Below are 23,037 nucleotides of genomic sequence, written 5' to 3' on the forward strand. Positions count from 1 at the left end.
ACGGCCCGCCCATCGGCGCCTGCGGGCACTCGACGAGGCCCGCGAACTGGTGGCCGAGGGTGCTCTGGACATCGGCCTACTGCTGGACAAGCGCGTATACCGGCTCACGAGCGCGGGCGCGGCGACCGACGACCGGGGCGCACGGGTGACCGTCGCCGGCTACCTCATCGACACCTCCGCCCTTGCCCGCGTCCTGCTCCGCCAGAACACCGCCGAATGGGACGACAGGATCGCCGCCGACCTCGTCGCGATCTGCGACCTCACCGAACCGGAAGTCCTCTACTCGGCCCGTTCGGCCACGGACCGCGCCGACCTGAAGTCGGCACTCGACGCCCACCACGCCTGGTGCCCCATGCCCGACGGCGTCTACCGCCGCTCCCACATCACCCAGGAACAGCTGACCGCCAAGGGAGAACACCGCAGCGCGGGCCCCGTGGACCTCCTGATGGCCGCAGCCGCGGAAGAGGCGGAACTCACTCTGCTGCTCCACGACGACCGCGACTTCGAAACCATCGCCCGCACGACAGGGCAGTCGGTCCGCAAGATCGACCTCAGGCAGTAGAGCTCGCGCGGTGCCGACGGACACTGAGCCTCTGACCGACCCGGCCGTCTGACGGTCAGTCCGCTGTGGCCCGGGCCGACTCACGACACCCAGGGGTCACCCAGCGACACCACTTCCGGATCCTCGCGCCCAGCCAACGCCCTGAATCCGCACCCAGATGAGACGTTTCCGCAAGGTCTTGGACGTGCGTGGTGGGGCGGGTGGGACTCGAACCCACGGCCGACGGATTATGAGTCCGCTGCTCTAACCGGCTGAGCTACCGCCCCATTACGGCGCGTCGCGCACATTTGTACGCGCCGTCTGCCGCAGCATAGCCGCTCATACGATCTCCTGCTTCGGATGGTCGACTTCGCACGACCATGAGGACTGCGGCACGTCGCGAGCGGTTCCGGGGGACATGAAAAAGGACCCCAACGGGGTCCTCATCACTGCTTCCTGACTGCGCTCTCCCGACTGGACTCGAACCAGTAACCTGCCGGTTAACAGCCGGCTGCTCTGCCAATTGAGCTACGGAAGACCGAAGCTCCCCCGACTGGACTCGAACCAGTAACCTGCCGGTTAACAGCCGGCTGCTCTGCCAATTGAGCTACAGGGGAATGCCTCGTTGCATCGAACGTACCTCCCTGGGTATTCGCCAGGGGGCGTGTGCTCGCTGCGACACATACATTAGCGCAAGCAGGGGGGTGCTCCGCCAATCGGTTCCCCGGCACCGATGCCGCGCCGGAGCCCCGGAGCCCACGCAAGGGAACCTACGCAAGGGAAGGATGGCCGTCATGCGCTACAAGCTCACGTTCGTCGTCGGACTGGCTCTGGGTTACGTGCTGGGCACTCGGGCCGGACGCGAGCGCTACGAGCAGCTGAAGAAGTCGGCACGCCAGGTCGCGCAGAACCCGGCCGTCCGCAACACCGCCGAGACGGCGGCGCAGCAGGGCCGCCAGTACGCGGGCAAGGCGTACCACGCGGTCAGCGACAAGGTCGGCGACCGGGTCCCCGACTCGGTGGCCCAGCGCGTACGGTCCCTGCGTGAGCGCAACGCGAACGGTACGGGCGAGGACGACTGGGGCACCAGCAACACATAGGGAGTCCCGACCCGGCGCCGTCACCTCCCGCCGTACGGCAGAATTTCCGCCATGGGGATAGTCGCCGGGTTGGACAGTTCGCCCGATTTCACTCGTATCGTCGTCTGCGACACGGACACGGGGTCCGTGCTCAGGCAGGGATATGCGCCGCATCCGGTCGAAACCGAGACCGAGGGCGGCGGGCGGCCCTCCGATGTCGATCCACAGGCCTGGCTGCTGTCGCTGGGCGAGGCGGCCGGCGGGGGACTGCTCGAAGGTGTGCAGGCCATCGGTGTGTCCGCGCAGCAGAACGCGCTCGTGCCGGTGGACTCGCAGGGCAACACCGTGCGTCCCGCGATGGTCGGCGGTGACAAGCGGGCGCAGGTCGCGGCGGCCGACCTCATCGACGCGCTCGGCGGGCGCGAGGCGTGGGCGCAGGCGGTGGGTTCCGTACCGCAGGCCGCGCAGCCCGTCACCAAGCTCCGCTGGCTGAACAGGACCGAGCCCGACAACGCACGGCGTACCGCCGCGCTGCTTCAGGCCCATGACTGGCTCGTGTGGCAGCTGCTCGGGCGGCCCGTGCGGAGGACGACCGATCGGGGCGGGGCCTCCGGGACCGGCTATTGGTCCGCCGCCAGTGGTGGTTACCGGCCAGATCTGGTCGAACTCGCCCTCGGCCACCAGGCCATGCTCCCCGAGGTGATCGGTCCCTCGGACGCGGCCGGTACGACCCCTGAGGGGCTGCTGATCTCCGCCGGTACCGGCGAGACCATGGCCGCCGCCTTCGGGCTCGGGATCGGGTTCGGGGACGCGGTCGTGTCGCTCGGCGCCTCCGGGTCCGTGATGGCCGTGCACCACGAGGCGCTCGTCGACCAGAGCGGGATGATCACCTCGCTGGCCGACGCGACCGGGATGCATCTGCCGGTCGTCACCACGCTGAATGCCGTACGGACCTTGCGCGGCGCCGCCGAGCTGCTCGGGCTGCCCGATCTGGAGAGTCTGTCCGAGCTGGCGATGAAGTCGACGCCCGGGGCGCACGGGCTGGTGTTCCTGCCGTATCTGGAAGGTGAGCGGACGCCCAATCTGCCGCACACCGCCGGGACGTTGGCCGGGCTGCGGCGGGAGTCGATGAAGGCGGAGCATCTGGCGCGGGCCGCCTTCGAGGGCATGCTGTGCGGGCTCGCGGACGCGCTGGACGTGCTGCGCGGGCGGGGTGTGGCCGTACGACGGCTCTTCCTGCTCGGGTCGGCCGCCGAGCTGCCCGCCGTGCAGGCCGCGGCGCCCGCGCTCTTCGGGACCCAGATCGTCGTACCGCAGCCCGCCGACTACGCCGCGATCGGCGCCGCCCGGCAGGCCGCCTGGGCGCTCGGTGTCTCGCAGGGCACCCTCGACCCGCGCAACCCGCCGCCCTGGCAGGGACCGGTCGCCCAGGTCTTCGAGCCGGGCGACGAACTGGCCGTAGGACAGGCCGTGCGGCAGCAGTACGTGTCCGTACGGGAACAGACCCATCCGGGCGCGTTCCGCTCGTAGGAACGTGCGGTCGCCGGGACGAATTCGGCACTCAAGGGTGCATAACGGGCCGTAGCGCACTGCTGTTGGCTTAATCGGTTGAGGTAACGCGGGTGGAGTGTCCGACGATAGGGGCGAGGGGCACACCGCCCGCCCTCCACCCGCCGACTCCGAGAGACCCAGCGTGCTCATACGACTTCTGCGGACCTATCTCAGGCCCTACAGGAAACCCATCCTCCTGCTGGTGCTGCTGCAGTTTCTGCAGACCTGCGCCACCCTCTACCTGCCCACCCTGAACGCGCACATCATCGACAACGGTGTGGTGAAGGGTGACACCGGTTACATCCTGTCCTTCGGCGCCCTGATGATCGGGATCTCGCTGGTCCAGGTCGTGTGCAACACGGGTGCCGTCTACTTCGGCGCGCGCACCGCCTCCGCCGTCGGCCGGGACATCCGGGGTGCCATCTTCGACCGGGTGCAGTCGTTCTCGGCCCGCGAGGTGGGCCAGTTCGGCGCGCCCTCGCTGATCACCCGGACGACCAATGACGTCCAGCAGGTCCAGATGCTGGCCCTGATGACGTTCACCCTGCTCGTGTCGGCGCCGATCATGTGCGTCGGCGGGATCATCCTGGCGCTCGGTCTGGACGTGCCGCTGTCCGGGGTGCTGATCGCGGTGGTGCCGACGCTGACCATCTGCGTGACGCTGATCGTGCGCCGGCTGCGGCCGCTGTTCCGGTCGATGCAGGTGCGCCTCGACGCGGTGAACCGGGTGCTGCGCGAGCAGATCACCGGCAACCGCGTGATCCGCGCCTTCGTCCGGGACGAGTACGAGAAGGACCGGTTCCGCAAGGCCAACAGCGATCTCACCGAGATGCAGCTGAAGACCGGCAACCTGCTCGCGCTGATGTTCCCGGTGGTCATGACCACGGTGAACCTGTCGTCGATCGCCGTCGTGTGGTTCGGCGCGCATCGCATCGCGAGCGGCGGCATGCAGATCGGCGATCTGACCGCGTTCCTCGCCTATCTGATGCAGATCGTGATGTCCGTGATGATGGCCACCTTCATGTTCATGATGGTGCCGCGCGCCGAGGTCTGTGCCGAGCGCATCGAGGAGGTCCTCGACACCGAGTCCAGTGTCGTGCCGCCGCTCGCGCCCGTCACCGAGCTGCGCCGGCACGGGCACCTGGAGGTCCGCGGGGTCGGCTTCTGCTACCCGGGCGCCGAGGAACCCGTACTGAAGTCCATCGACCTGGTGGCCCGCCCGGGCGAGACGACGGCCGTGATCGGCTCGACCGGCAGCGGAAAGTCCACCCTTCTGAGTCTGGTCCCGCGCCTGGTTGACACGACCGACGGTGAGGTCCTCGTCGACGGTGTCGACGTGTCGACCATCGACCCGGTGCTGCTGGCCAAGACGGTCGGCCTGGTCCCGCAGAAGCCGTACCTCTTCGCGGGCACGGTCGCGACCAACCTTCGCTACGGCAATCCCGACGCGACCGACGAGGAGTTGTGGCACGCGCTGGAGGTGGCGCAGGCCAAGGGCTTCGTCGAGGGGCTGGAGAACGGGCTGGACTCCCCCATCGCGCAGGGCGGCACGAACGTCTCCGGCGGTCAGCGGCAGCGGCTCGCGATCGCGCGCACGCTGGTGCAGCGGCCGGAGATCTACCTCTTCGACGACTCCTTCTCCGCCCTCGACTACGCGACCGACGCGGCGCTGCGGGCGGCGCTCTCGCAGGAGACCGCCGAGGCGACCGTGGTGATCGTGGCGCAGCGGGTGGCGACGATCAGGGACGCGGACCGGATCGTCGTACTCGACGAGGGACGGGTCGTGGGGACGGGGCGCCATCACGAACTGATGGCGGACAACGAGACGTACCGGGAGATCGTTCTCTCCCAGCTCACGGAAGCGGAGGCTGCCTGATGGCCGGGCCCATGGGGCGGATGATGGCCGGGACGGGCCCCGACGCCCGTTCGATGGACTTCAAGGTGTCCGGCAAGCGGCTGATCGGCCAGTTCCGGCCGGAGCGGCTGACCATCGGCATTCTGCTGGTGTGCGTGGTGATCAGCGTCGGCCTGAACGTGGTCGGCCCGAAGATCCTCGGCAACGCCACCGACCTGGTCTTCGCGGGCATCATCGGGCGGCAGATGCCGGCCGGGACGACCAAGGCGCAGGCCCTCCAGGCGATGCGCGACCGCGGCCAGGGCTCGGTCGCGGACATGCTCAAGAGCACGGACTTCACCCCGGGCAAGGGCATCGACTTCACCTCGGTGGGTCATGTGCTGCTGCTCGCGCTGGGCACGTTCCTGGTGGCCGGGCTGCTGATGGCGGTGGCGACCCGGATGGTCAACCGGGCGGTGAACCGGACCATGTTCCGGCTGCGCGAGAGCGTGCAGACGAAGATGTCGCGGCTCCCGCTGTCGTACTTCGACAAGCGGCAGCGCGGTGAAGTGCTGTCGCGCGCGACCAACGACATCGACAACATCGGCCAGACCCTCCAGCAGTCGATGGGCCAGCTCATCAACTCGCTGCTCACGATCATCGGCGTCCTCGCGATGATGTTCTGGGTGTCATGGCTTCTCGCCCTGGTCGCGCTGGTGACCGTACCGCTGTCGTTCCTCGTCGCCACCCGCATCGGCAAGCGCTCGCAGCCGCACTTCGTGCAGCAGTGGCGCACGACCGGCAAGCTCAACGCGCACGTCGAGGAGATGTACACCGGGCACACCCTGGTGAAGGTCTTCGGGCGGCAGGACGAGTCGGCGGAGCTGTTCGCCGAGCAGAACGACGCGCTCTACGAGGCCGGGTTCAAGGCGCAGTTCAACAGCGGTGTCATGCAGCCGCTGATGATGTTCATCTCGAACCTCAACTACGTCCTGGTCGCGGTCGTCGGCGGCCTGCGGGTCGCGTCCGGCTCGCTGTCCATCGGTGACGTGCAGGCCTTCGTCCAGTACTCGCGCCAGTTCTCCATGCCGCTGACACAGGTCGCGTCGATGGCGAACCTGGTCCAGTCCGGCGTAGCCTCCGCCGAGCGGATCTTCGAACTCCTCGACGCCGAGGAGCAGCAGCCCGACCCGATGCCGAGCGAACGCCCCGAGGAACTCCGCGGCCTGGTCGCCCTGGAGCACGTCTCCTTCCGCTACGACCCCGACAAGCCGCTCATCGAGGACCTCTCGCTGACGGTGGAACCGGGCCACACGGTCGCGATCGTCGGCCCGACCGGCGCCGGCAAGACCACCCTCGTCAACCTCCTCATGCGGTTCTACGAGGTCTCCGGCGGGCGCATCACCCTCGACGGCGTCGACATCGCGCGGATGTCCCGGGACGAACTCCGGTCCGGCATCGGCATGGTGCTCCAGGACACCTGGCTGTTCGGCGGCTCCATCGCCGACAACATCGCGTACGGCGCCTCCCGCGAGGTCACGCGCGGCGAGATCGAGGAGGCGGCGCGGGCGGCGCACGCCGACCGGTTCGTCCGTACGCTGCCCGACGGTTACGACACGGTCATCGACGACGAGGGCTCGGGGGTCAGCGCCGGTGAGAAGCAGCTCATCACCATCGCCCGGGCGTTCCTGTCCGACCCGACGATCCTGGTCCTCGACGAGGCGACGTCCTCCGTCGACACCCGTACGGAGGTCCTGATCCAGAAGGCCATGGCCAAACTCGCCCATGGGCGTACGTCGTTCGTGATCGCGCACCGGCTCTCCACGATCCGGGACGCGGACACGATCCTGGTCATGGAGAACGGCTCCATCGTCGAACAGGGCGCGCATGCGGACCTGTTGGCGGCGGATGGCGCGTATGCGCGGCTGTACAAGGCGCAGTTCGCTCAGGCGGTGGCCGAGGTCGACTAGCTGCTGTGCGGTGAGTGCCACGATGGGCCGTCGTGTGTGTGACGGTCCGTCGTGGCTGCCCGCAGCCGGGGTCAGTCCAGATAGCCCCTCAGCTGATCCGCAAAGGCGTGATCCCGCAGCTTGTTGAGCGTCTTGGACTCGATCTGCCGTATCCGCTCCCGGGTCACCCCGAAGATCCGCCCGATCTCCTCCAACGTGCGCGGACGCCCGTCAGCCAGCCCATACCTGAGCTGTACGACCTTCCGCTCCCGCTCCCCCAGCGTCGACAGCACCGCTTCCAGGTGCTGCCTGAGGAGCAGGAAAGCAGCCGACTCCACGGGACTCGTCGCGTCGCCGTCCTCGATCAGGTCGCCGAGGGCGACGTCGTCCTCCTCCCCCACCGGCGCGTGCAACGAGACCGGTTCCTGAGCCAGCCGGAGCACCTCGCTGACGCGTTCGGGGGCGAGGTCGAGGTGGTCGGCCACCTCTTCCGGCGTCGGCTCGTAGCCGCGCTCCTGGAGCATCCGGCGCTGGACGCGGACGACCCGGTTGATCAGCTCGACGACATGCACCGGGACGCGGATCGTGCGGGCCTGGTCGGCGAGGGCGCGGGACATGGCCTGGCGGATCCACCAGGTCGCGTACGTCGAGAACTTGTAGCCGCGGGCGTAGTCGAACTTCTCGACTGCCCTGATCAGGCCGAGGTTTCCCTCCTGGACGAGGTCGAGCATGGTCAGCCCGCGCCCGACGTACCTCTTCGCCACGGAGACGACGAGCCTCAGGTTCGCCTCGATCAGGCGGCGCTTGGCCATCCGGCCCATGACGACCAACTTGTCCAGGTCGAGGGCGAGTTGGCTGTCCAGGTCGGTCGCGCCGCCGAGTTTCTCCTCGGCGAACAGGCCGGCCTCGACACGGCGAGCGAGGTCGACCTCCTCGGCCGCGGTGAGCAGCGGGATGCGGCCGATCTCTCGCAGGTACTGGCGGAACAGGTCCGAGGAGGGCGCGCCGTTGTCGGCGGCTACCCGGCTGCGGGGCCGTACGGCGGGCTCGGGGGCCTCGGCGGGCTCCACCGCTTCGGCCGTCGGTTCTTCGAGCTCGGGCGGGCTCTCCGGGTCCGCGGTTTCGGGGTGGTGCGCGGCACGGCTCTGCGGGGGGACGGTCGCGAGGACATCGGTCTCCGCTTCCGGTTCCGCGCCGTCCGTCGTGCTGGTCTCGGTCTGGTCGAGGGTCTGGGTCTGCACGGGGGCGACCTCCAGGATGATCGCTGCCAGGGGGTACGGCAGCGGTACTTCAGGGGCGGAGTGGGCGGCCTCGCCGCAATCCGTCCCGTACTCGATGAGCGGAACCGCGGGGGTGAAGGACCCGCTGGGGACGGATCGGCCGCGCTCCGAGGACTCAGGCACCGGAACCCAGTGTGGAGTACGACACATCGCCGCCACGAGGGGCGTGCGGTGACTTTTTGAGTCCGTGCCGTGACTACGTGCTCAGAGCGCTGTGGCGCCGTGCACCTGGAGTGCCTGGTCGTACTGCTGAAGTACCCACAACTCGTTCTGTACGGCGGCCAGTTCCGCCGAGTCCCCGTGGCTGCCGAGGCGGGTGAGCGCGCCCTGGATGTCGCCGATGCGGCGTACTACGGCTCTTCGGCGGACGGTGACGAGCTGCTCGCCCGCGTAGTTCTCGTCGACCGTGCGGCGCATGATCGCCTCGACAGCCAGCTCGGTGACCATCGCGCGGACCGCGTCGTCCGGTGCCGCCTCGCGGACCCGGACGAGGTAGTCCTGGGCGTCCTGGAGGCCGTACTCGGCGCCGCCCGCCTCGATGATCGCCTCGCGTACGGCCGCGTAGGGCGGGGCGGTGAACTCGTCGACGCCGTACGCGTCGAAGGCCGGGGAGACCAAGTCGGGGCGCTGGAGCGCAAGTTTGAGGAGTTCGCGTTCGGTGGCGAAGACGGGGTTGCGGAGGGTGAGGGCGGGGCCGCCGGTGGGGGTGCGGGGGATGGTGTCGTACGGCTGCTGTGCCGCGCCGCGTGTCGGTGCGGGGCCCTTGCCGCCGCGGTCGCGGGCCCAACGGGCCAGCTGGGCAACGCGCTTGACCACGAACTGGGTGTCCAGGATGCCGAGCATGCCGGCGAGCTGGACGGCGACCTCGTGCTGGGCGCCGCTGTTCTTGATGCGGGCGACGATCGGGGCGGCCTCGTCCAGGGCGGAGGCGCGGCCTGCGGGGGTGTCGAGGTCGTAGCGGACGACGATCTGGCGGAGCGCGAACTCGAAAAGCGGGGTGCGGGGTTCGACCAGGTCGGCGACCGCCTCGTCGCCCTTGGCGAGGCGCAGCTCGCACGGGTCCATGTTGTCCGGGGCGATCGCGATGTACGTCTCGGCTGCGAACTTCTGGTCGTCCTCGAAGGCGCGCAGGGCCGCCTTCTGGCCGGCCGCGTCGCCGTCGAAGGTGAAGATCACGCGCGCGCTGCCGTTGTCCATGAGCAGCCTGCGGAGGATCTTGATGTGGTCGCCGCCGAAGGCCGTGCCGCAGGTGGCGATGGCGGTGGTGACTCCGGCGAGGTGGCAGGCCATGACGTCCGTGTAGCCCTCGACGACGACCGCGCGGGACGACTTGGCGATGTCCTTCTTGGCGAGGTCGATGCCGTAGAGGACCTGCGACTTCTTGTAGATCGCGGTGTCGGGCGTGTTGAGGTACTTCGGGCCGTTGTCCGACTCGTAGAGCTTCCTCGCGCCGAAGCCGACGACCTCGCCGCCGATGTCGCGGATCGGCCACATCAGGCGGCCGCGGAAGCGGTCGATGGGGCCGCGGCGGCCCTCCTGGGCGAGGCCGGAGAGGAGGATCTCCTTGTCGGTGAAGCCCTTGCCGCGGAGGAAGCGGGTGAGGTGGTCCCAGCCCTGCGGGCTGTAGCCGACGGAGAAGTGCTCGGCGGCGGACTGGTCGAAGCCGCGCTCGGCGAGGAACTTGCGGCCGGTGTCCGCCTCGGGGCTGACGGCGAGCTGCTCCACGTAGTAGTCGGCGGCGACCTTGTGGGCCTCGACCAGGCGGATGCGCTCGCCGCGCTGGTTGGCGGGGTTGTACCCGCCCTCCTCGTACCGCAGCGTGATGCCGGCCTGGGCGGCCAGACGCTCGACCGACTCGGAGAACGTGAGGTGGTCGACCTTCATCACGAACGTGATGGTGTCGCCGCCCTCCTGGCAGCCGAAGCAGTGGAAGAGACCCTTGCTGGGGCTGACCTGGAAGGACGGCGACTTCTCGTCGTGGAAGGGGCAGAGGCCCTTGAGGTTGCCGCCGCCCGCGTTCCGCAGCTGGAGGTACTCGGACACCACGGCGTCGATCGGGACCGCGTCCCGAACCGCCTTCACGTCCTCGTCGTTGATCCGTCCTGCCACGCGTGAATTCTACGGGGCCGGACTGACACCAGTGACGACGAGACGGTTCAGACGCCCAGGCTGTCCAGTGGAACGTGTGGGTCCGCAAGTGCCTCGGTGTCCACCTGCGCCCGGGAGCGGATGAGCTGCTGGATGGGCTCTGTGACGTCCCACACATTCACGTTCATCCCGGCCAGCACGCGGCCCTCCTTCAGCCAGAAGGCGATGAACTCGCGCTTGCCCGCGTCTCCCCGGATCACCACTTCGTCGTAGGAGCCCGGGGGCGCCCAGCCGGAGTACTCCATACCCAAGTCGTACTGGTCGGAGAAGAAATAGGGCACGCGGTCGTAGGTGACGTCCTTGCCGAGCATCGCGCGGGCCGCCGCCGGGCCGCCGTTGAGGGCGTTCGCCCAGTGCTCCACCCGCAGCCGGGTGTTGAACAGGGCGTGGTGGAAGGCGGCCACGTCGCCGGCCGCGTAGATGTCGGGGTCGGAGGTGCGCAGCCGTTCGTCGACCGCGATGCCGCCGCCGTGCGCGCGGTCGGCCAGCTCCAGGCCCGCCGCCTCGGCGAGCGCGGTGCGCGGGGCCGCGCCGATCGCCGCGAGGACGTCGTGCGCGGGGTGCTCCTCGCCGTCGTCGGTGCGCGCGGCGAGCACCATGCCGTCCTGGCCGACGATCTCGGTGAGCCTGGCGCCGAAGTGGAAGCGCACGCCGTGCTCGGCGTGCAGGTCGGCGAAGAGCTGGCCCAGTTCGGGGCCGAGGACGCCGTGCAGCGGCGTCTGGGACGGTTCCACGACGGTGACCTCGGCGCCGTACTCCCGGGCCGCCGCCGCGACCTCCAGGCCGATCCAGCCGCCGCCGGCGATCACCAGATGGCCGTTGTCCCGGCCCAGGGACGACAGGACGTTCTTGAGGCGCTCGGCGTGCGAGAGGCGGCGCAGGTGGTGGACGCCCGCGAGGTCCGTGCCCGGGATGTCGAGGCGGCGGGGCTCGGAGCCGGTGGCGATGAGCAACTTGTCGTAGCGGACCAGGGTGCCGTCGTCCCCGAAGCGCACCGTCTTCGCCGTACGGTCGATGGCGTCGACGGTCTGGCCGAGGTGCAGCTCGATGTCGTTCTGCGCGTACCAGGCGGGTTCGTGGACGAAGACGCTGTCGCGCTCCTCCTTACCGAGGAGGTAGCCCTTGGACAGTGGCGGGCGCTCGTACGGGTGGTCGCGTTCGTCGCAGATCAGTATCACGCGGCCGGTGAAGCCCTCCGCTCGGAGCGTCTCGGCCGCCTTGGCGCCGGCCAGGCCTCCTCCGATGATGACGAACGTCTGATCCGCGTCGACCACTTGATGCCTCCTCGTAAGGGTGCCGCCATATGCGAGCGTCCCGCACGCACTGTGATGGGGGAAGGGGGTGTGGCCCGATCAGGCCACGGAGGGTCACATTCGGGCTTGTTTCGCGTCACTGTGCCCCAGCGATGTGAGATGCGCGTGAAGAGACCGCGCCGACGCGTCTGTGAGTGACGCGATCTGATCGACGATCACACGTTTGCGGGCACGGTCGTCGGGCGCCTCGTCGAACTGGGCGCGGAACTGCGGCTCCAGACCGTCCGGGGCGCGGCTCGTGAGCACCTCGGCGAGTTCGGCGACCACGACGCGCTCGTCGGCGCGGATGCGCTCCTGCTCCGCGCGCTGCATCACGTACCGGTCGGCGACCGCCTTGAGGACCGCGCACTCCAGCCGTGCCTCGTGCGGTACGACGAGTTCGGCGTCGTAGCGGGTGAGGCGGCCGGTGCCGTACGCCGCGCGCGTGGCGGACTCGGCGGCCAGGCAGAAGCGGCCGATGAGCTGGCTGGTGGCGTCCTTGAGGCGGGCCTGCGCGACGGCCGAACCGTCGTAGCCGTGCGGCCACCACGGCTGGTTCTGGAGCCTGTCCAGTGCCTCGGCGAGTTCGTCGGGGGCCGTGTCCGCGGGGACGTAGCGGCCGATGGCCACCTTGAAGATCTCCTGGCGTTCCGGTTCGGCGTGCAGGCAGTTGGGGTCGATGTGGCCCGCGTGCAGGCCGTCCTCGACGTCGTGCACGGAGTACGCCACGTCGTCCGACCAGTCCATCACCTGGGCCTCGAAGCACGTGCGCGTGCCGGGGGCGCCCTTGCGGACCCAGTCGAAGACGGGCCTGTCGTCCTCGTAGACGCCGAACTTGGGGGACTTGGGGTCGGTGGGGTGCCCTCCGCGCGGCCAGGGGTACTTGGTGGCGGCGTCGAGGGCGGCACGGGTGAGGTTGAGGCCGACGCTCACCATCTCGCCTGTCGTGTCACTTCTTACGAAGCGCTTCGGTTCGATGCGGGTGAGGAGTCTCAGGGACTGGGCGTTGCCCTCGAAGCCGCCGCAGTCGTCGGCGAATTCGTTCAGTGCCTGTTCGCCGTTGTGGCCGAAGGGTGGGTGGCCGAGGTCGTGGGAGAGGCAGGCCGCTTCGACCAGGTCCGGGTCGCAGCCGAGGGCTGCGCCGAGTTCGCGGCCTACCTGGGCGCACTCCAGGGAGTGGGTCAGGCGGGTGCGGGGGCTGGCGTCCCAGGCCTGGCTGCGGGTTCCTGGGGTGACCACCTGGGTCTTGCCTGCGAGGCGGCGCAGGGCGGCGGAGTGCAGTACGCGGGCGCGGTCGCGTTGGAAGGCGGTGCGGCCGGGGCGTTTGTCGGGCTCGGTTGCCCAGCGGGCGACTGACGTCGGGTCGTAGGGGTGGGGTGCTGCTGTGCGCGTACCTGCGGTGCCTGCGGTGCCTTCCATGCTTCGACAGTAAGCGGCGGTAGTGACAATTCGGGAGTTGCGGGGCGCGTAAGCGGTTGCCGGGTGCGGATCGGCTGCGGGTGCGGGTGCGTGGGGGCCGCCCCTGCCCGCGTATCAGGCCGAGGCCAACTCCGGTTCCATGGGCGCCCTTGTTTCCAGCGTCTGGTCGTAGCGGTGGAGGACCAGTCTCGCCATCGCGGGGTGGGCCCCCAGGGGGGCCGACGCGATCCACGGAGCCGCCTCCGCGCACTGGGTTGCGAAGCGGCCCGGAGCCGTGAAGCAGGATGCCACTGCCACCCTGTGGTGGCCTCGGGCGGCGAGGGCGCGGACTGCCTCGGAGACCGTGGGGGCTGCCGCGGAGGCGTAGGCCGGGACTACGGGGACGCCCAGGCGGGCGGCCAGGAGGTGGGCCGTGCGGGTGGTGTCGAGCTTGGAGTCCGGGTCTCGGGAGCCCGCCGCTGCCAGTACTACGGCGCTCGCCCGGCGAGTCCGATCGTCCATCCTCGTTCGCCAACCCGCCTCCACCAGGCGGTCGTAGAGGGTCTCTACGAGGAGGGGGTGTCGGCCCAAAGGGGGTGCCACGCGCGTGCGTGCCTGTGCGTTTGCCGCCAGCTCGGGGATGTCCTGCTTGACGTGGTAGCCGCGGGACAGGAGGAGGGGGACCAGGACGGCCTCCGCGGGGCCCAGTCGGGTGAGGGTGTCCGGGAGGCGGGGCTCGTTGAGTTCGATGTGGCCCAGGTGGACGGGGAGGCCGGGGCGAAGTTCGCGGACTCGGTCCATCAGGGCTCGTACGGTGTTCAGGGCGCGTGGGTCACGGCTGCCGTGGGCGACCAGGACGAGGGCGGGCGTACTGCCGAGGGTGGACTCCTCGTGAGGTGGGATCGACGCCGTCATGGAGTGATGGTGACAGGGGGAGGTTGCCACCCCGTTGCACGGGAATCACGGGGCTTTTCCGGGGGTTCACGGTGGGGTGCCGGGGTGTGTGAGGTGACGTGACCTGCGGCTTACGGGTTCACAGTGAAGCCGGTCACACTGCGGGCGGCGAACCGTCACGGGTCACGGCGCGTCTGTGAGTGTCGGAACCGAACGCGGAGGGGCCCCCGTTGACACGTCTGATGCGCCGCCTGAGACCTCGCCGGCCGCGGCTGCCACGCACGCGTGCGGGGTGGCGGCAGCTCGTGCAGGTGGTGGCCGCCGGGTGGGTCCTCGCGCTGCTTCCTGCGACCTGGTTGTGGGTGTCCACGGCCGACCGGCTGCGGACCCTCCAGGACGCGCCGCGCACCGATGTCGCCATGGTGTTCGGTGCCGGGCTGTGGGACGGCGAGCCGTCGCCGTATCTCGCGCACCGGCTGGACGCGGCGGCGACGCTGTACCGGGAGGGCCGGGTGAAGGCCGTCCTGGTGACCGGTGACAACAGCCGCAAGGACTACGACGAGCCGGACGCGATGCGCGTCTACCTGGCGAAGCACGGGGTGCCACGCGCGCGCGTGGTGACCGATTACGCCGGTTTCGACACCTGGGACTCCTGCGTCCGCGCCAAGAAGATCTTCGGCGTCGACAAGGCCGTACTCATCAGCCAGAACTTCCACATCCGGCGGGCGGTCGCGCTGTGCGACGCGGCGGGTGTCGACTCGTACGGCGTCGGTGTCGACGAATCGCACAACGTGACCTGGTACTACGGCGGCACCCGCGAGGTGTTCGCGGCGGGCAAGGCGGCGCTGGACGTGATGTTCCACCCCGATCCGCACTTCCTCGGGCCGAAGGAGACGGGCATCACGCGGGCGCTGGCCTCCGGCAACTGAAGCCCCTTCAGCGGCGATTCAGCGGCGGTTGATCCAGTCGCCGCCCTCGATCAGCTTGCCGTGGCCGCGGAGGCGGGCGGTGACGGCGGGGGCGGCGAGGTACACCCAGGCGCGCACGGGCGTGCCGTCGGTGTCGCGGGTCACCTGGAGCTCGACGCGTTCGTAGAGGTTGCGCGGGTCGCCGGGGGCGTAGTCCTCAAGTCGGTCGAGGGCGATGAGGAGTTGGGGGTAGGCCTCGGGGCGTGCGGTGACGAGTTCGCCGACGATCACCGAGTCGGGGGCCTCGACGGCGTACGGGTAGCCGGGGCCGTCGTAGAGGGCGGCGCCGTGGAGTCGCGCCCGTTCCTCGGAGTCCGTGCGGCCGCGCAGGAAGAGGTCGTGGTTGGGCTCGCCGGGGCGGAGCGTGCCGTAGACGAAGAAGGGGAGGGGTGTCGAGGGGGTCGCCATCGCTCTCCTTGAGTGCGGGTGTCCGGGGGTCGGAAGCCGGGAAGTCTTTGCACGCGCTATGGACATGACATGTCATGGCCCCTTTAAATCTCATTCAACATCAACGCAGCCCCCACGCCCCCCACTTGCGTTCTTGAGGAGAGCCATGAGTCGGACACGGCACATTCGAGGTTCCCGTCTCGCCACGGCCGGTGTCGCGGCCGGCGCCGCGACCCTGTTGGCCGCCACCCTCGCCCCCACCGCCCACGCGGCCGACCGGCCGTCCCGGACCACCGCGATCGCGAACGCCGCCTCGGCGCTGATCGCCCATGCCGCGGGCTTGGGGCTGACGGCCGCAGAGGGCACGTCCGTTCGCGACGTGATCGTCGACGCGGACGGCACCCAGCACGTCCGCTACGACCGGACGTACCGTCAACTTCCCGTCCTCGGCGGCGACTTCGTGGTCCATCTCGCCCCGAACGGCAGTTACCGGAGCGCCGACCGCGCGACCCGGAGCTCCATATCCCTGTCGTCCGTGACGCCGAAGGTGGCCGCTCCGAAGGCGGCGGACCTGGCGGTGAACGCGCTGCGGGCGGCGAATCTCGGCGAGGTGCTGAAGGGGGTGACCGCCAAGCCCCAGTTGATAGTTGACGCCCTGCACGGCACCCCGAAACTCGCCTGGCGGACGAACGTGGTCGCCAAGGACTCGCTCGGCAACCCGGTCGCCCGTACGGTGCTGACCGACGCCCGCACCGGCGCCCAGCTCGACGCCTGGGACAGTGTGGAGACGGCGACGGGTGACGGGAAGTCGCTGTACAGCGGAACGGTGCCGCTGGAGACGACGCTGTCGGGATCGACGTATCAGCTCAAGGACGCGACGCGCGGCGGGACGTACACCGGTGACGCGGCGAACAAGACCGACCTGTGCATCCTCGGCATCTGCATCAGCCGCGCCCCGTCCACGGTGTTCACGGACGCCGACAACCACTGGGGAACGGGGGCGAGTTCGGACCGTTCGTCGGCGGCGGTGGACGCGCAGTACGGCACGGACGAGACCTGGGACTACTACAAGAACGTGCACGGCCGGAACGGCATCGCGGGCGACGGCAAGGGCTCGTACAACCGCGTCCACTACGGCAACAGCTACAACAACGCGTTCTGGGACGACAGTTGCTTCTGCATGACGTACGGCGACGGTGACGGGACGCAGCTCGGTCCGCTGGTGGCGCTGGATGTCGCCGGGCACGAGATGACGCACGGCGTGACGTCCAAGACGGCGGCGCTGACGTACTCGGGCGAGTCCGGCGGGCTCAACGAGGCGACCTCGGACATCATGGGCACGCTGGTGGAGTGGTACGCCAACAACTCCTCCGATCTCGGGGACTACTTGATCGGCGAGAAGATCGTCCGGTCTGGATTCGGCAAGGCGGCGCTGCGGTTCATGGACCAGCCGTCCAAGGACGGGAATTCGGCGGACTGCTGGAGTTCGTCGGTCGGGAATCTCGACGTCCACTACTCGTCGGGTGTCGCCAACCACTTCGCGTATCTCCTCGCGGAAGGCAGCGGCGCGAAGACCATCAACGGCGTCAGCTACAACTCGCCCACGTGCAACAGCTCTTCGGTGACCGGCATCGGCCGGGACAAGCTCGGGGCCATCTGGTACCGGGCGTTGACCGTCTATATGACGTCCTCGACGAACTACGCGGGGGCGCGGACGGCGACGCTCAGTGCGGCGAAGGACCTTTACGGGGTGGGGAGTTCGGAGTACGCCGCAGTGGGTGCGGCGTGGAGTGCGGTCGGCGTGGGGTGAGGTTCCTTGTCCTCCAGCGCCAAGATGCACGCCGACGAACTCGACATCGACGGGCGGTTGGTTCGCCGGCTGGTCGCCGAACAGTTCCCGGAGTGGGCCGAGTTGACCGTCACACGGGTCGCCTCGGCCGGGACCGACAACGCGATGTTCCGGCTGGGCGAGGACATGGTCGTACGGCTGCCCCGACTGCCGGGCGGGGCACGGCAGATCGAGACGGAACAGCGGTGGCTGCCGCGGCTGGCACCACAGTTGCCGCTCGCTGTTCCGGTGCCGCTGGCGATGGGTGAGCCGGGGCGGGGGTACGGGCTGCGGTGGGGTGTGTACAGCTGGCTGGACGGGGAGAACGCGTACGACTCGCCGCCGACCGAACTCGCCGACACGGCAGTCGAGTTGGGGCGTTTCGTCGCGGCGCTGCGGCAGGTGGACGCGGTGGGCGGGTCGGTGTCCTTCCGGGGCGGGCCGCTCGGTGCGCAGGACGCGGACGTCCGTAAGGCGATCGAGGAACTGGGCGCGGACGGCACCCATGACGCGGCCCTCGCGACGGCGGCCTGGGAGCGCGCCCTCTCCCTCCCCCAGTGGGAGGCCGCCCCCGTCTGGCTCCACGGCGACCTCCTCCCCGGCAATCTGCTGACCGGGTCCGGCCGCCTCACCGCGGTCATCGACTTCGGCTGCCTCGGGGTGGGCGATCCAGCGGCGGACGCGCTGCCCGCGTGGGCCTTGTTCTCCGCCGGGACACGTGAAGTCTTCCGCGAGGCGGGCGAGTTCGAGGATGCGGTGTGGGGCCGGGGGCGGGGGTGGGCGTTGTGCTTCGGGTTGGTGGCGGAGCACTACTACCGGGGTGGGCGGAATCCGGTGTTGGCGGGGGTGGGGCATCGGGCTGTGCGGGAAGTGTTGGGAGAGCAGGATCAAGGGTGTCGTGCTCCCCGGGCCCGGCGTTAGGGTCCCGTCATGGAGATCATCAAGGGCGCGGGCGTGTGGAAGCAGCCCGGCGAAGCGGGCAATGACTGGATCGAACAGTTACGGACGGCGGATCTGTCGGTGGGGACGTACTGCATCCCGGTAGGCGGGCTGGATACCCAGAGCCCGCACACCGAGGACGAGATCTATGTCGTCACGGCCGGACGCGCCAGGATCGAGACACCGGGCCTGACGGACGAGGTGGGTCCCGGGGCGGTGATCTTCGTGCCGGCCGGTGAAGAGCACCGGTTCACAGAAGTGACCGAGGACCTGGTGCTGCTCGTGGTGTTCGGACCCGCGTACGGCTCGCGCTCGCCCAAGACCTGAGGATCCGGGGGTGCCCAGCGGGCGTCTGGTGATCTGCGTGTTGCCCGTGCGAGGTCTCGGGCTGCCGTATCCACGCGGCCAGTAGCTGAAGGGCCTCCTCGGAGCTGGATGCCCCTTCCGCCATGCGTAGGCAGCGCATGGGAACGCGACGGACAGTGCGGTGATGGGGACTTCCCCCCATCCGCTTCCTCCGTAGCTGTCTCCCGGGGACCGATCCCCTTCAGGAACGGCCACCAGGCCGTCGTCAAGGAGTCCCGCGTTGGATCAGCGGTGGGTGCGGGAGCAATCCCGTGTCACATGGGAGGCCATGAGCAGGCGCGAACACGCAGCCGTAGTCCGAGCCGTCCGCAAGGGCGACCCGGCACGGGACCCCGCGGAACGATGTCCGCGCGTACATCCACCGCGACGCCCGGAGGGTTGAGGCTGCGTACTTGCCGTTCCTGGAATCCCTGGATACTTGAGGTCATGGCTGATCAGCGCGAGGTTTCCATCGTCCGCCGACCAGGCCGGACTCTCTCCACGGATGACGGGCTGGGCGAGTTGCTGGCGGCCTACCACCTGCGGACGGAGGCCGAGAAGGGGGAGCCCGTTGCCGATGTGGGCGGGCTGCCGGAACGATACCGGGCGGAGATCTCGGACCCTCGGACCGCGTTCGTCGACGATGTCGTGTTGGTGGCTGTGAGCGGGGGCACCCCGGTGGGCTGTCTGGTGGTGACCGCCCCCGTCGACGGGCGGTCGGAGATCAAGAGGCTCTGGACGGACCCGGCGTTCCGGGGCCGGGGCGTCGCGTCCAGCCTGCTCCGTGCCGCGCTCGCACAGGCCGCGGAAAGCGGCGCGGGTGCCGTGCGGTTGTCGGTGTGGAAGTGGCGGACCGGGGCTATCGCCCTCTACGAACGGTTCGGCTTCGCCGTCACCGAGTCATGGGACGAGCGGGATCAACTGGTCTGCATGGAGCGGGCCTTGTGAGTGGTGTGGTGTCGTACGACGTCCAAGCGGAGGCTCGGCCGTAACTCGCCCTTCGCGTCGGACACGGAGATGCGTACGGCGCGTTCCGTGAGGGTGAGTTCGCCCCGGAAGAGTCGGTCACGCAGACCTGTGCCGCCGGGAAAGGTGCGGAGGGTCAGACACCGCCCTGTTGGTCTCGGAGCTGGGCGGCGACGCCGTACTGCACGGGTGCGTTCGAGACGATCACTGAACGCTCCCTCAGCGGAAGGGAATCCATTTCGCTCCTCCCTGCCCGCAGGGGACCTGCCCCACTGACCTCGACCACTCATATCGAAAAAGTGTGACACTTCCCGCAAAAGTGTCACACTTTCTCAGAAAGACGTGAGGCCGATCAGCCCTTGGGCGCGTGAGCCAGCGCGATCGTCTTCATCTTGAGGGTGCGCACCGCTTCGGGGTCCGTCACCGGCCGGGAAGCCTGCCCCTTGGCCGCATCGGCGACCGCATCGGCCTTCTGCTTCTGGGTGCGTGCGGAGTCGTCCGTCGTGGAGTGCGAGGTCGCCGTGGCCGCGTGGACCTGCGACCCCGCCGCCACCGTCAGACCGCCGAGCGCCAAAGCGCTGACCGCGGCGGTCCTGAACGTCGTTCCCATCCTGCTCGGCTTACGGGGGGCGGCATGGCGCATGAGAGTTCCTCTGCTGTCGGTGCGACTTGGACAGGTGGACTACGCAGCGCGGGGGCCCGGACGCGACACCCGGATGCCGTGATGCAGATCACGGAGAGCCTCTGTAGCGGAGGATCGGCGCCCGTTCGTACTTCCCCCATAGAGGACCCCTGGCCGTTCTGTGGACGGATATGAATGGCGGAAGAGTGGCGAGAGGCGCGGCGGAAGAGGAGTTCGATGAGTTCTACGCACTGGCCTACCCCAGGCTCGTTCGGCAGCTCTACGCGATGACCGGCGATCTGCCTGAGGCCCAGGATGTCGTGCAGGAGGCATTCATAAGGGCCTGGGGTCGACGGGGGAAGTTCACGAGCGACGGTTCACAGGAGGCGTGGATCCGTACGACGGCCTGGCGGCTTGCCGTATCCCGCTTCCGGCGTGTGCGGCGCGGTGTGCAGCTCATGCAGCGTCATCACGAACAGCGTCCCGTCGAAGGCCCGTCCCCCGAACGTGTCGCTCTCGTCGAGGCACTTCGCACTCTTCCGCAGAAGCACAGAAGTGTCGTCGTCCTCCACCACTTGTGCGACCTCAGTGTCGAGCAGATAAGCGCCGAGACGGGCTGGCCGACCGGGAGCATCAGGGTCTGGCTGGTCCGTGGGCGCCTGTCGCTCGCCCGCCATTTTTCCTCCCTGCCGGACCAGGAGGTGGACCATGTCGGATGAGTTGGGTGAGTCGAATGAATCGGATGAGTACGAGCGTCCTGCCTGGCTCGCCGAGAGCATCGTGCAGTTGGAGAGTGTCCGGGTCGACCAGCCGGTGTCCGCACAGGAGTTGCGTCGCCGAAGCATCCGACGCCGTCAACGCCGGACCCGTTCCGCCGTCATCGCGGCGATTGCCGTGACGGCAGTCGGTGCGAGCGCATTCTGGAATTCCGCGGGCGCGAACCGATCTGCGGCAGATCCCTCCCGTCACGGCGAGGATTCCAGGATATCGGCGGCCCAGGAGAACCTTCGGGCTTACTACTCGGTTCTGCCGGATGCCTTTGCCGCACGGGATTCGAAGTCGAAGCTGTGGAAGCTGATGACGGCGCATTTCACGGAGACGGCACTGAAGCGAGAAGTTGTTCTCGAAGGCAATGGATCCGGCGACTTGGCGGCCACGTGTGGGCAGGTGGAAGCCACCACCGCCTTCACCGTCGGCGACCCCCGTAGCGCCGGGGCCGACACCGTCCGCGCACGTGTCACGAGCGACAGCGCACCGGAAACGATCGAGGTCGATTTCGATCTCCGCACCATGAGGATCTCCAAATGGTCCTGTCCCGACAGGTCTTGACCTCTACCGAGAGGACAGCACTACGGCGACACGACAAGGCCGTCGCCCGCAGTGGGCAACGGCCTTGTCCGCCAGGTGAGTTGAGGTTGGTCTGGGTCAGGCAGCCAACTCCCGCTCTGCTGCCCCCTCTTGGGCATCGGCCACCGGCTCCCCCGGCTTCCCGTCCCGCATCACCACCGCCGCCAGCACCCCCGCCGCCACAACCCCAACCGCACTGACCATGAAGGTCGTTGACATGGCGTGCGTGAACGCCTCCCGAGCCGCCCGGACCGGCCCCGCGTCCCCGTGCGCCGCCGTCAGCGCCCCGCCGATCGAGTGGCGAGCCTCCTCGGACGTACCGGAGGGCATCTCGTCGGCGAAGCCGCTCGACAGGAGGGAGCCTAGGATCGCGATGCCGAGGGCCGTACCCGCTTGCTGGATCGTGTCGTTGAGGGCCGAGCCGACGCCCGCCTTGTCCGCCGGGATCGTGCCCATCAGTGCGCCCACCGCCGCCGGCATCGCGAGGCCCGCGCCCAGGCCGAGGAGCCCGAGGGCGACCGCCGGGACGGTGAAGCCGGTGTCGGCCGTGACCGTCGTCAGCAGAACGAAGGACGACGCCATCACCAGCATGCCCGCCAGGATCAGGTACCGATGGCCGTACCGCGCCGTGAACTTGGCGCCCGCCGCGTTGCCGACCAGCGCGGTGACCGCCAGCGGGACGAAGGCCAGGCCCGCCTTCACCGGCGAGTAGCCGAGCACGAACTGCAGGTACTGGGTGAGGACCAGCAACAGACCGCCGTTGCCTATCTGGACCAGCGTCAGGGAGAGCGAACCCCCGCTGAAATTGCGGTGCTTGAAGAGGACCAGGGGGACCATCGGGGTCGGCGTGACGTTCTCCCAGATCACGAAACCGGCCAGCCCCACCACCGCCACCGCGACGGTGACCAGGCCCCGGCCCTCGAACGCGCCGTGCTGCGGGATCTCGATGATCCACCAGATCAGGGCCGTCATACCGACCGCCGACAGCACCGCACCCAGCGGATCCGGCTTCTGCCAGGGGCCCTTGGACTCCGGCATCAGTGTCACACCGGCCACCAACGCGAGTGCTACGACCGGGACATTGAGGAAGAAGATGGAGTGCCACGAAAAGTGGTCGATCAGTACGCCGCCGAGCACCGGGCTGCCGACCAGCGCCAGCATCGACACCGAACCCCAGGCCGCCATCGCCTTGCCGCGTTCCTCCGCGTCGAAGACCGTGATGAGGATCGAGAGCGTCGACGGCATGACCAGCGCGCCGCCCACCCCCATCGCCACCCGTACGGCGATCACCTCGCCGGGGTTCGTGCAGAACGTCGCCGCCAGTGACGCCGCCCCGAACAGCACCAGCCCGATCAGCATCACCTTCCGGCGGCCGAAGCGGTCACCGAGGCTGCCGGAGGTCAGCAGCAGGCCGGCGAAGACCAGGATGTAGGAGTCGAGGATCCACTGGGTGTCCTGGGCGCTCGCCCCGATGCTCTCGGTCATCGACGGGACCGCCACGGTCAGCGCCATGCTGTCGACCACCAGCACCAGCGAGCTGAGGCACAGCACGACGAGGATCCACCAGCGCCGGGGGTTTCGGGTTTCCATGGGGCTTCCCTTCAAGTCATCCGCGTCATCGGCCCGCTTTGTGCGTACAGCGTTCCTTCGATGCGAACACTGTACGCAC

Annotated in this window: 20 protein-coding genes and 3 tRNA genes; 12 read left to right on the forward strand and 11 right to left on the reverse strand. The window is 69.1% G+C overall.

What is annotated here, in order from left to right; translation table 11 throughout:
• Positions 1-145 precede the first annotated feature (145 nt).
• Positions 146-562 (forward strand): PIN domain-containing protein, encoded by a 417-nt coding sequence (locus tag OG496_RS20560; protein WP_405976662.1) that lies wholly within the window; start codon positions 146-148, stop codon positions 560-562.
• 189 nt (positions 563-751) lie between these two features.
• Here the strand turns inward: OG496_RS20560 and OG496_RS20565 are convergent.
• The 3 genes from OG496_RS20565 to OG496_RS20575 all read right to left on the reverse strand — a co-directional run bounded on the left by OG496_RS20565 (position 752) and on the right by OG496_RS20575 (position 1,158).
• A tRNA-Ile gene (locus OG496_RS20565) sits at positions 752-828 on the reverse strand.
• 178 nt (positions 829-1,006) lie between these two features.
• Positions 1,007-1,079: transfer RNA gene (locus OG496_RS20570), tRNA-Asn, on the reverse strand.
• 6 nt (positions 1,080-1,085) lie between these two features.
• A tRNA-Asn gene (locus tag OG496_RS20575) sits at positions 1,086-1,158 on the reverse strand.
• Positions 1,159-1,335: 177 nt separating this feature from the next.
• Between OG496_RS20575 and OG496_RS20580 the strand changes: the two genes are divergently transcribed.
• The 4 genes from OG496_RS20580 (at position 1,336) to OG496_RS20595 (ending at position 6,975) form a co-directional block, all read left to right on the forward strand.
• On the forward strand, positions 1,336-1,641 hold the full coding sequence (locus OG496_RS20580; protein WP_020684218.1) for a hypothetical protein: 306 nt from the start codon (positions 1,336-1,338) through the stop codon (positions 1,639-1,641).
• Positions 1,642-1,692: 51 nt separating this feature from the next.
• On the forward strand, positions 1,693-3,150 hold the full coding sequence (locus tag OG496_RS20585; protein ID WP_366491014.1) for an FGGY family carbohydrate kinase: 1,458 nt from the start codon (positions 1,693-1,695) through the stop codon (positions 3,148-3,150).
• A gap of 163 nt (positions 3,151-3,313) precedes the next feature.
• Positions 3,314-5,047 (forward strand): ABC transporter ATP-binding protein, encoded by a 1,734-nt coding sequence (locus OG496_RS20590; RefSeq protein ID WP_405971913.1) that lies wholly within the window; start codon positions 3,314-3,316, stop codon positions 5,045-5,047.
• Positions 5,047-6,975, forward strand: coding sequence for an ABC transporter ATP-binding protein (locus OG496_RS20595; protein WP_405971914.1), 1,929 nt, complete (start codon positions 5,047-5,049; stop codon positions 6,973-6,975). The genes OG496_RS20590 and OG496_RS20595 overlap by 1 nt, the downstream gene beginning before the upstream one ends.
• Positions 6,976-7,046: 71 nt before the next feature.
• Here the strand turns inward: OG496_RS20595 and OG496_RS20600 are convergent, their stop codons facing one another.
• From OG496_RS20600 to OG496_RS20620, 5 genes are all read right to left on the reverse strand, one after another.
• Positions 7,047-8,357 carry an RNA polymerase sigma factor gene (locus tag OG496_RS20600; RefSeq protein WP_405971915.1) on the reverse strand — a complete coding sequence of 437 codons (1,311 nt, stop codon included), beginning with the start codon at positions 8,355-8,357 and terminating at the stop codon, positions 7,047-7,049.
• 81 nt (positions 8,358-8,438) lie between these two features.
• Positions 8,439-10,343: a DNA primase gene (gene dnaG, locus OG496_RS20605; RefSeq protein WP_405971916.1), complete on the reverse strand. Its 1,905-nt coding sequence runs from the start codon at positions 10,341-10,343 to the stop codon at positions 8,439-8,441.
• Between the two features lie 47 nt (positions 10,344-10,390).
• Positions 10,391-11,656, reverse strand: coding sequence for an NAD(P)/FAD-dependent oxidoreductase (locus OG496_RS20610; protein ID WP_405971917.1), 1,266 nt, complete (start codon positions 11,654-11,656; stop codon positions 10,391-10,393).
• A 93-nt stretch (positions 11,657-11,749) separates the two neighbouring features.
• Positions 11,750-13,093: a deoxyguanosinetriphosphate triphosphohydrolase gene (locus tag OG496_RS20615; protein WP_405971918.1), complete on the reverse strand. Its 1,344-nt coding sequence runs from the start codon at positions 13,091-13,093 to the stop codon at positions 11,750-11,752.
• 114 nt (positions 13,094-13,207) lie between these two features.
• Positions 13,208-13,987 carry a sirohydrochlorin chelatase gene (locus OG496_RS20620; RefSeq protein ID WP_405971919.1) on the reverse strand — a complete coding sequence of 260 codons (780 nt, stop codon included), beginning with the start codon at positions 13,985-13,987 and terminating at the stop codon, positions 13,208-13,210.
• Between the two features lie 221 nt (positions 13,988-14,208).
• Between OG496_RS20620 and OG496_RS20625 the strand changes: the two genes are divergently transcribed.
• On the forward strand, positions 14,209-14,895 hold the full coding sequence (locus OG496_RS20625) for a vancomycin high temperature exclusion protein (RefSeq protein ID WP_405976663.1): 687 nt from the start codon (positions 14,209-14,211) through the stop codon (positions 14,893-14,895).
• 18 nt (positions 14,896-14,913) lie between these two features.
• Here OG496_RS20625 and OG496_RS20630 read toward each other — a convergent pair whose 3' ends face one another.
• Positions 14,914-15,342, reverse strand: a complete 429-nt coding sequence (locus tag OG496_RS20630) for a gamma-glutamylcyclotransferase family protein (RefSeq protein WP_405971920.1) — start codon at positions 15,340-15,342, stop codon at positions 14,914-14,916.
• A gap of 145 nt (positions 15,343-15,487) precedes the next feature.
• On the opposite strand from OG496_RS20630, the gene OG496_RS20635 reads away from it, so the two are divergent.
• The 4 genes from OG496_RS20635 (at position 15,488) to OG496_RS20650 (ending at position 19,381) form a co-directional block, all read left to right on the forward strand.
• Entirely contained in the window at positions 15,488-17,131 is a 1,644-nt protein-coding gene (locus tag OG496_RS20635; protein ID WP_405971921.1) for a M4 family metallopeptidase, read from the forward strand.
• A 6-nt stretch (positions 17,132-17,137) separates the two neighbouring features.
• Entirely contained in the window at positions 17,138-18,070 is a 933-nt protein-coding gene (locus tag OG496_RS20640; protein ID WP_405971922.1) for an aminoglycoside phosphotransferase family protein, read from the forward strand.
• Between the two features lie 9 nt (positions 18,071-18,079).
• On the forward strand, positions 18,080-18,415 hold the full coding sequence (locus tag OG496_RS20645; RefSeq protein ID WP_405971923.1) for a cupin domain-containing protein: 336 nt from the start codon (positions 18,080-18,082) through the stop codon (positions 18,413-18,415).
• 465 nt (positions 18,416-18,880) lie between these two features.
• Positions 18,881-19,381, forward strand: coding sequence for a GNAT family N-acetyltransferase (locus OG496_RS20650; RefSeq protein WP_405971924.1), 501 nt, complete (start codon positions 18,881-18,883; stop codon positions 19,379-19,381).
• A 370-nt stretch (positions 19,382-19,751) separates the two neighbouring features.
• Here OG496_RS20650 and OG496_RS20655 read toward each other — a convergent pair whose 3' ends face one another.
• Entirely contained in the window at positions 19,752-20,009 is a 258-nt protein-coding gene (locus OG496_RS20655) for a hypothetical protein (RefSeq protein WP_405971925.1), read from the reverse strand.
• A 203-nt stretch (positions 20,010-20,212) separates the two neighbouring features.
• Between OG496_RS20655 and OG496_RS20660 the strand changes: the two genes are divergently transcribed.
• Together OG496_RS20660 and OG496_RS20665 are read left to right on the forward strand one after the other, a co-directional pair.
• A complete protein-coding gene (locus OG496_RS20660) occupies positions 20,213-20,740 on the forward strand; it encodes a SigE family RNA polymerase sigma factor (RefSeq protein ID WP_366490999.1) in 528 nt (175 codons plus the stop codon).
• A complete protein-coding gene (locus tag OG496_RS20665; RefSeq protein ID WP_405971926.1) occupies positions 20,730-21,350 on the forward strand; it encodes a hypothetical protein in 621 nt (206 codons plus the stop codon). The genes OG496_RS20660 and OG496_RS20665 overlap by 11 nt, the downstream gene beginning before the upstream one ends.
• A gap of 96 nt (positions 21,351-21,446) precedes the next feature.
• Here the strand turns inward: OG496_RS20665 and OG496_RS20670 are convergent, their stop codons facing one another.
• Positions 21,447-22,958: an MFS transporter gene (locus OG496_RS20670; RefSeq protein ID WP_405971927.1), complete on the reverse strand. Its 1,512-nt coding sequence runs from the start codon at positions 22,956-22,958 to the stop codon at positions 21,447-21,449.
• Positions 22,959-23,037: the final 79 nt, after the last annotated feature.

Source organism: Streptomyces sp. NBC_00988 (genome assembly GCF_045162645.1).
Lineage (GTDB): Bacteria > Actinomycetota > Actinomycetes > Streptomycetales > Streptomycetaceae > Streptomyces.

Bases quoted from the DNA above. Each gene is read 5' to 3' on its own strand.
- OG496_RS20620 (WP_405971919.1), bottom strand. From the start codon at position 13,987: ATGACGGCGTCGATCCCACCTCACGAGGAGTCCACCCTCGGCAGTACG.
- OG496_RS20580 (WP_020684218.1), top strand. From the start codon at position 1,336: ATGCGCTACAAGCTCACGTTCGTCGTCGGACTGGCTCTGGGTTACGTG.
- OG496_RS20630 (WP_405971920.1), bottom strand. From the start codon at position 15,342: ATGGCGACCCCCTCGACACCCCTCCCCTTCTTCGTCTACGGCACGCTC.
- OG496_RS20670 (WP_405971927.1), bottom strand. From the start codon at position 22,958: ATGGAAACCCGAAACCCCCGGCGCTGGTGGATCCTCGTCGTGCTGTGC.
- OG496_RS20655 (WP_405971925.1), bottom strand. From the start codon at position 20,009: ATGGGAACGACGTTCAGGACCGCCGCGGTCAGCGCTTTGGCGCTCGGC.
- OG496_RS20625 (WP_405976663.1), top strand. From the start codon at position 14,209: ATGCGCCGCCTGAGACCTCGCCGGCCGCGGCTGCCACGCACGCGTGCG.
- OG496_RS20635 (WP_405971921.1), top strand. From the start codon at position 15,488: ATGAGTCGGACACGGCACATTCGAGGTTCCCGTCTCGCCACGGCCGGT.
- OG496_RS20615 (WP_405971918.1), bottom strand. From the start codon at position 13,093: ATGGAAGGCACCGCAGGCACCGCAGGTACGCGCACAGCAGCACCCCAC.
- OG496_RS20645 (WP_405971923.1), top strand. From the start codon at position 18,080: ATGGAGATCATCAAGGGCGCGGGCGTGTGGAAGCAGCCCGGCGAAGCG.
- OG496_RS20665 (WP_405971926.1), top strand. From the start codon at position 20,730: ATGTCGGATGAGTTGGGTGAGTCGAATGAATCGGATGAGTACGAGCGT.
- OG496_RS20595 (WP_405971914.1), top strand. From the start codon at position 5,047: ATGGCCGGGCCCATGGGGCGGATGATGGCCGGGACGGGCCCCGACGCC.
- OG496_RS20585 (WP_366491014.1), top strand. From the start codon at position 1,693: ATGGGGATAGTCGCCGGGTTGGACAGTTCGCCCGATTTCACTCGTATC.
- OG496_RS20660 (WP_366490999.1), top strand. From the start codon at position 20,213: ATGAATGGCGGAAGAGTGGCGAGAGGCGCGGCGGAAGAGGAGTTCGAT.
- OG496_RS20650 (WP_405971924.1), top strand. From the start codon at position 18,881: ATGGCTGATCAGCGCGAGGTTTCCATCGTCCGCCGACCAGGCCGGACT.